The sequence below is a fragment of the Streptomyces mutabilis genome (genome assembly GCF_014649815.1).
Classification (GTDB): domain Bacteria; phylum Actinomycetota; class Actinomycetes; order Streptomycetales; family Streptomycetaceae; genus Streptomyces; species Streptomyces mutabilis.
In genome coordinates this window covers 138,397-145,423 of record NZ_BMTT01000017.1, presented here as the reverse complement: position 1 = coordinate 145,423, position 7,027 = coordinate 138,397, and the positions used below count along the sequence as shown (strand labels likewise).

At 69.4% G+C, this 7,027-nt stretch carries 8 protein-coding genes; 2 read left to right on the top strand and 6 right to left on the bottom strand.

Annotation, left to right across the window (positions count from 1 at the left end; genetic code table 11):
• Positions 1-283: carboxyl transferase domain-containing protein (locus IE142_RS28050; RefSeq protein WP_306432611.1), on the top strand; the 283-nt coding region annotated here is incomplete at its 5' end.
• Positions 284-300: 17 nt separating this feature from the next.
• Positions 301-498: an acyl-CoA carboxylase epsilon subunit gene (locus tag IE142_RS28045; protein WP_043379547.1), complete on the top strand. Its 198-nt coding sequence runs from the start codon at positions 301-303 to the stop codon at positions 496-498.
• A 193-nt stretch (positions 499-691) separates the two neighbouring features.
• Here the strand turns inward: IE142_RS28045 and IE142_RS28040 are convergent, their stop codons facing one another.
• The 6 genes from IE142_RS28040 to IE142_RS28015 all read right to left on the bottom strand — a co-directional run bounded on the left by IE142_RS28040 (position 692) and on the right by IE142_RS28015 (position 6,977).
• Positions 692-1,273: a GTP-binding protein gene (locus IE142_RS28040; protein ID WP_009314218.1), complete on the bottom strand. Its 582-nt coding sequence runs from the start codon at positions 1,271-1,273 to the stop codon at positions 692-694.
• Complete coding sequence (locus IE142_RS28035) at positions 1,254-1,826, bottom strand: DUF742 domain-containing protein (RefSeq protein WP_191888330.1); 573 nt, start codon at positions 1,824-1,826, stop codon at positions 1,254-1,256. The genes IE142_RS28040 and IE142_RS28035 overlap by 20 nt, the downstream gene beginning before the upstream one ends.
• 94 nt (positions 1,827-1,920) lie before the next feature.
• A complete protein-coding gene (locus IE142_RS28030; RefSeq protein ID WP_004983065.1) occupies positions 1,921-2,334 on the bottom strand; it encodes a roadblock/LC7 domain-containing protein in 414 nt (137 codons plus the stop codon).
• A gap of 10 nt (positions 2,335-2,344) precedes the next feature.
• Positions 2,345-5,611, bottom strand: a complete 3,267-nt coding sequence (locus tag IE142_RS28025) for a sensor histidine kinase (RefSeq protein WP_191888329.1) — start codon at positions 5,609-5,611, stop codon at positions 2,345-2,347.
• 411 nt (positions 5,612-6,022) lie between these two features.
• Positions 6,023-6,598 carry a GTP-binding protein gene (locus tag IE142_RS28020; RefSeq protein WP_003973455.1) on the bottom strand — a complete coding sequence of 192 codons (576 nt, stop codon included), beginning with the start codon at positions 6,596-6,598 and terminating at the stop codon, positions 6,023-6,025.
• Positions 6,579-6,977, bottom strand: a complete 399-nt coding sequence (locus IE142_RS28015; RefSeq protein ID WP_019328729.1) for a DUF742 domain-containing protein — start codon at positions 6,975-6,977, stop codon at positions 6,579-6,581. Before IE142_RS28015 ends, IE142_RS28020 begins: the two co-directional genes overlap by 20 nt.
• Positions 6,978-7,027 lie beyond the last annotated feature (50 nt).

Sequence of the window (7,027 nt, the reverse complement as noted above, 5' to 3'; positions counted from 1 at the left end):
CTGGCCGACCAACGAGATCGCCGTGATGGGCGCGGAGGGGGCGGCCAACGTCATCTTCCGCCGCCAGATCGCCGAGGCCGAGGACCCCGAGGCCACGCGCGCCCGCATGGTCAAGGAGTACAAGACCGAGCTGATGCACCCGTACTACGCGGCCGAACGCGGTCTCGTAGACGACGTCATCGACCCCGCCGAGACGCGCGAGGTGCTCATCAGGTCCCTGGCGATGCTGCAGACCAAGCACGCCGACCTGCCCTCCCGCAAGCACGGCAACCCGCCGCAGTGACCCGAGGAGCCACGTCCATGTCCATTCCCGACATCCGCGTCGAGAAGGGCCACGCCGAGCCCGAGGAGGTCGCAGCCATCACGGCCCTCCTCCTGGCCCGCGCCGCCGCCCGCCCCGCCGAGATCGCCCCGACCCACGGCGGCGGCCGCGTCCGAGCAGGCTGGCGCCGCTTGGAACGCGAACCGGGCTTCCGCGCGCCGCACAGCTGGCGCTGACTGACACACACGTAGAGGCCCCCTTCCGCTCGGGAGGGGGCCTCTACGTATGAACTGAGGGAAGGGCGCGTGGAACTGCGTGACCAGCCACGACGCACCCGCACCCGGCAACGAAACCGCCCCCCGGCAGCCCAGTGGCCGCAGGGGGCGATGCCCATCCCGGCACGGGTGGGCGCAGGCTGAGCGGCTGGCGCTAGCGCAACCGCGCCATGAGCGCGTGCTCGACCAGCGTGATCAGGGCACTCTTCGCGTCGGCCCGATGCCGCGCATCCGTCGTGATGATCGGCGTGTCCGGCCCGATCTGCAGCGCCTCCCGGACCTCGTCCGGATTGTACGGCTGCTGCCCGTCGAACCCGTTCAGCGCTATCACGAACGGCAGACCGCTGTTCTCGAAGTAGTCGACGGCGGGGAAGCAGTCGGCGAGCCGCCTCGTGTCGACCAGCACGATCGCCCCGATGGCGCCGCGCACCAGGTCATCCCACATGAACCAGAAACGGTCCTGGCCGGGCGTGCCGAAGAGGTACAGGATCAGGTCCTGGTCGAGCGTGATGCGTCCGAAGTCCATGGCGACCGTCGTGGTCGTCTTGTCCCCCGTGTGAGTGAGGTCGTCGATGCCCGCGGACGCGGATGTCATCACGGCCTCGGTGCGCAGCGGATTGATCTCCGAGACAGCGCCGACGAACGTGGTTTTGCCCACGCCGAAGCCGCCCGCCACCACGATCTTCGCGGAAGTGGTGGAGCGGGAAGGACCGCCGCTAGAGCTTGCGAAGTCCACTGAGCACCCTTTCGAGCAGTGTCACGTCTGGCTGGCCGCCGGCGTTCTCGTCGCCGCCGGGCTGATGAATGGCGACCAGTCCCGCCTCCGCCAAGTCGGCGACGAGAATTCTGGCCACGCCGAGAGGGATCGTCAGGAGGGCCGAGACCTCGGCCACCGACTTGATCTCCCGGCAGAGGTTGCAGATCCGCTGATGCTCGGGCAACTGGCCCTGCATCTGGTGCGGCTGCGCGGTGGTGTGCACCAGCGCCTCGATGGCGAGCTGGTACCGCGGCCTGGTGCGGCCGCCCGTCATGGCGTACGGGCGCACCAGGGGGTTGTTCGACGCCCCCGCGGGCGTCGGCTCAGGGGTGCGGCGCTGCGGCTGCACGGGCTGGATGCGCGGAGCCTGCGGCTGGTCGTACGGCGCGGGGCCGGGGCCCTGCGGTGCGTACGGCTGCCGGTGGCCCGGGACGGAGGGGTAGCCGTACCCGTTCGTCGAGCCGTCGTTCGGACCCTGGACAGGGCCGTACGACCAGTTGTCCGAAGACGGATCGCCTGGGGGTGTTGCCACTTTTTCCTCCTCCGACTGTGCCTGGCATCCATCACTGTGGAGCCGCGTCCCGAAACTTTACGGCCACGGGACGCCAAAACGCACCGTCTGTCCTTTAGTTGAGAAGGCTGCCCTGTAGCTCAGCCCGCAGATCGGGCGTCAGGACCGTGCCCGCACGGTCCACCAGAAGGGCCATCTCGTACCCAATAAGACCGATGTCCGCCTCCGGGTGTGCGAGAACCGCGAGGGAGGACCCGTCGGAGATGGACATGATGAAGAGGAACCCCCGCTCCATCTCCACAACCGTCTGGTTCACGCTGCCGCCCTCGAAGATGCGCGAGGCACCCGCGGTCAGCGAGGTCAGGCCGGAGGCGACGGCCGCGAGCTGGTCGGCGCGGTCGCGCGGAAACCCTTCGGACATCGCGAGAAGGAGTCCGTCGGCGGAGACCACCACCGTGTGGGACACCCCCGGGGTGTTGTCCACGAAGTTGGTGATCAACCAGTTCAGGTTCTGTGCCGCCTGGCTCATCGGGCTCACACTAACGCTCCTGGTTGTAGGTGCTGTCAGGACCACGGTGTTCATTCGTTGTGTCCTGGCCGTTCGTTTCACTGCCTGCGTTGCGGCCCCGTTCGACGCCGCGCCGCAGGTTGCTCAGCCTGCCCCGGACGTCCTCCGGAGCGCGGGAGACCTGCGGGCCCCCCTGTGGAGTGGATTCGGCGGTGCCCTCGACCAGGTTGGCCTTGGGTACCCGGCGCGGCAGCCCCGAGGAGGTCACCCCGCCCGCCTTGGGCTTGCGCAGCTGTGCGGCCTGCTGCCAGCGGTCGTCGTTGGCCGACCGCCAGCTGTCCTCGCCGGCACCCGCCGCGGCGGCCGGCGTCTCCTGGCCCACGTGCCCTGCACCACCGGCGCCACCCGCGGGGGACCCGCGGCGGGGGAGACCGGCGTCGGTCAGCTCGTGGGCGGCGGAGGGGGCCGCACCCGGACGGTCGAAGCCTACGCGGTCCGCCTCGCTCACGTCAGCGGCCTGCGCGGATCCAGCGTCCGGGGTACCGGCAGGATACTGGTCCGGATAACCGTTCCGGTAACCGTCCTGCTGCGGCCAGTCGTCCTGGTGGCGGCGCTGTTCGAAGGCCGAGTAGCCCTCCTGGGCGCCGGCGCCGGCCGGCTGGTGCCCGTTGCGGTCCGATCCCGTGTAAGAGGTGTCCGGGTATCCGCCGCCCGTCGCGTAGCCCTCGCCCAGACCGCCGTTCGGCGCGAAGTACTGCTCGTCGTATGCCTGCTGCTGCGGTTCCTGGTACGCCGCCTGCTGCTGGTCGGCGTACGCCGACTGCTGGTCGAAGGCGCCGGTCTGCTGCTCCTGGTAGCCTCCGGCGCCCTGGTCGTAGACCGGCTGCTGCCCGGTGAACTGGTCCTGGTAGCCGGATGCGGCGGTGTCCTCGCGGCCGCCGTGCTCCTGCGGGCCGGTGCCCTCGGGGTGCGACTGGACCTCCAGCGCCGCGCGGCGCTCGTCGCGCAGCAGCGAGCGGCCGACGGGATCGAGGTCGCGGATGTCGTCGGGCACCTCGGTGTACCGGCTGTCGTCGAAGCCGAGCTCGGCGGCGGTCCGCATGGGCTGACCGACCTGGGAGAAGTTCTCGCCCTGGACGTGCTGCTCCGGAATGATCTGCGAGACGGTGAACTCGTCGCGCTGCTGCTCGCCGCCGCCACCGTGGGTGATGGCGTCCGGGAGCATGACCAGCGAGGTGGTGCCCGCCTGCTCGCCGGAGGGGCGCAGCTGGACGCGGATGCCGTGCCGGTCGGACAGCCGGCCGACCACGAACAGGCCCATGCGCTGCGAGATCGCGGCGTCCACGGTCGGCGGGTTGGCCAGCTTGTGGTTGATGTCCGCGAAGTCCTCGGCGGTCAGGCCGATGCCCTTGTCGTGGATCTCGACCATCACGCGGCCGTCGGGAAGACGGGTCGCGGTGACGCGGACCTTTGTCTGCGGGGAGGAGAACGTGGTGGCGTTCTCCAGCAGCTCGGCGAGCAGGTGCACGAGGTCGGTCACGGCGCGGCCGTGGATCTCGGCCTCGGGCACGCCCGACAGCTCGATGCGTTCGTACTGCTCCACCTCGGAGGAGGCGGCGCGCAGCACGTCGACCAGCGGGACCGGCTGGTCCCAGCGGCGGCCGGGCTCCTCGCCGGCGAGGACCAGGAGGTTCTCGCCGTTGCGGCGCATACGGGTGGCCAGGTGGTCCAGCCGGAACAGGTTCTCCAGCTGGTCGGGGTCGGCCTCGTTGTTCTCCAGGTCGGTGATCAGGGTCAGCTGGCCCTCGATCAGCGACTGGTTGCGGCGCGACAGGTTGGTGAAGATCGCGTTGATGTTGCCCCGCAGCAGAGCCTGCTCGGAGGCGAGTCGAACCGCCTCGCGGTGCACCTGGTCGAAGGCGCGGGCGACTTCGCCGATCTCGTCGGTCGAGGTGATCGGGATCGGCGCGACCCGGGTGTCGACCCGGCCGGGGTCGGTGCGGGAGAGCTGGTCGACCAGCATCGGCAGCCGCTGCTCGGCGATGCCGAAGGCGGCGGTGCGCAGCTGGCGCATGGAGCGGCTCATCTGCCGGGCCACCATACCGGCCAGGATGAAGGCGGCGAGCAGCGCGATCACGACCGCGGCACCCGTGATGTAGGCGTCCCGCTCGGCGTCGTCCGCGATAGTCGAAGCCTCGGTCACCGCCTTGTCGGCCAGGTCCGACTCGATCTTCTGGTACGCGTCGAACTTGAGGGTGTTGACCGCCCACCAGTTCTCCGGTGTGATGCCCTGGTCGGCCAGGTCGGCCCGCGCACTGCGGTCCGTAGAGCTCAGCTGGGCCAGCTCCGACACCATCGTGGTCGGGTTGGTGGGCGGCGGGACATAGTCCGGGTCCTTGGCCTTGGCCTCCTCGGCCATGGCCGCGCCGTCCTCCTTGAGCTGCGCCTCGGCGTCCTCGAGCTTCTGCGCGTCCGCCTCGGTGCCGCCCCCGATGTACTCCTCGACCGCGATCCGCTCCAGGTAGGCGTACGAGGAGAGGGCGACGCGCTGGCTGGCGAGGTGGCTCGGCTCCGGACCCGGCTTGACCAGCATGTGCATGCCGATGGAACGCTCCAGCGAGAGCGCCGCCTTGGTCAGGGAGATCGCGTAGACGGTACGGCCGTAGGAGGTGATGTTTCCGGTGCCCAGACCGAGCTCGTTGGCGAACTCCATCAAGGGGTGGGCGACGCCGGTGTAGCCCTCCTCGGTCTCCACGCCCTTGAGCTTGGAGGTGTAGGCGGCCACACGCAGCGACTGGAGCTTGGGCTCCTGCTCCCGGAACACCTTCAGCCGGCGCTCCAGGCCAGGCTTGGACGGCATGCCCTGTGCCGCCTCGTCGAAGACGTCGGCCGCCTGGTCGGTCGCCTGGCGGGCCTTGGTGACGGTGCTGTCCTTCTGGCCCTTGCCCTGCAGGAGCGGGGCGGCGGTGGTGTCGCGCTCGTTGTAGAGGGCGTGCGCGTAGTTCAGCGAGGCCTGCACCAGACGCGCGGTGCTCTCGGCGTCCTCGGCGTCCTGCCAGGTGTCGATCGAGCTCTTCACCTGGAAGCCGCCCATGACCAGGCCGACCAGTACGGGTATGAGCAGGATCGCGTTCAGCCGAGTGGTCACCCGCCAATTGCGTGGGGAGAGGCGGCTGCCGCTCGGGGCGGGCTTCTCCGTTGGTTCCGCAGCGGGCACGGGGGCGGGCGCCGCTGTACGCGGCGGCGGGGTGAAGTTGCCCCGGGCCGATGGCTCGGGACCGTTCTTGCTTCGCCTCACTCGACCAACAACCTCTCGGCGGTCGGCACCTACGTCGTGCCGCTGTGTCTCAGAGCCCAGTCCGTCGACGAGTACGTGCTACCGCTGAGTACGTCTCGTGCGTCATTGACCAATGGGCAGTTCTGGCATTCCAGCACGGCGACCTGCGCTCTTCCAAACAGTGGAGCGCGGGGGTTACACGTGATGTAAGCCCCCGATAAAACGGTCATAAAGAGCGAGGCCCGTCAAAAGACGGGGCGTTCGTGCGCGCAGCGAGACCAGTTGACCGCGACGAGTGTCGATACCACCCGATTCCTCTGCCGAAACGTTATGAACGGCGGAGCCGACCGTGTCAAAGGACACAGACGGCTCCGTCCCGTCTACCGCAACTGCCTTAGAGCCCTGCCGACTTGGCTGCGACGGCTTGCGTACCTACCGCAAACGCGCCATGAGCGCGTGCTCGACCAACGTGATCAGGGCACTCTTCGCGTCGGCACGGTGCCGGGCGTCGGTCGTGATGATCGGGGTGTCCGGGCCGATCTGCAGCGCCTCCCGCACCTCGTCCGGCGAGTACGGCTGCTGGCCGTCGAAGCCGTTGAGCGCGACGACGAACGGCAGACCGCTGTTCTCGAAGTAGTCCACCGCCGGGAAGCAGTCGGCCAGCCGACGGGTGTCGCACAGCACGACCGCGCCGATGGCGCCGCGTACCAGGTCGTCCCACATGAACCAGAAACGGTCCTGGCCGGGCGTGCCGAACAGGTACAGGATCAGGTCCTGGTCGAGCGTGATGCGTCCGAAGTCCATGGCGACCGTGGTGGTCGTCTTGTCCCCGGCGTGCGTGAGGTCGTCGATCCCCGCGCTGGCGGAGGTCATCACGGCCTCCGTGCGTAGCGGATTGATCTCGGAGACGGCGCCCACGAACGTGGTCTTGCCGACGCCGAAACCGCCGGCCACCACGATCTTCGCGGAGGTGGTCGCCCGCCCTCCGTCAGAGCTTTCGAAGTCCACTGAGCACCCTTTCGAGCAGTGTCACGTCCGGCGCACCGCCGTTGTTCTCGTCGCCGCCCGGCTGGTGAACCGCGACGAGGCCGGCCTCCGCGAGGTCCGCGACCAGGATCCGGGCCACACCCAGCGGCATGGCCAGCAGGGCCGACACCTCGGCCACCGATTTCACCTCGCGGCACAGGTGGCAGATGCGCTGGTGCTCGGGAAGGAGCCCCATGAGCGCTGCCGGGTCGGCCGTCGTGCTGATCAGCGCCTCGATGGCGAGCTGATAGCGCGGCCTGGTCCGGCCACCGGTCATCGCGTAGGGACGTACCAGCGGCTGGTCGCCCTCGTCCTCGTACGGCTCCGCGTACGGATCATGAGAGGCGGTGGGCGGGGTCATGAATCCTCCGGGCGGGACAGCAGGTTGGCAGTCGTGCCGTCTGACGAGGC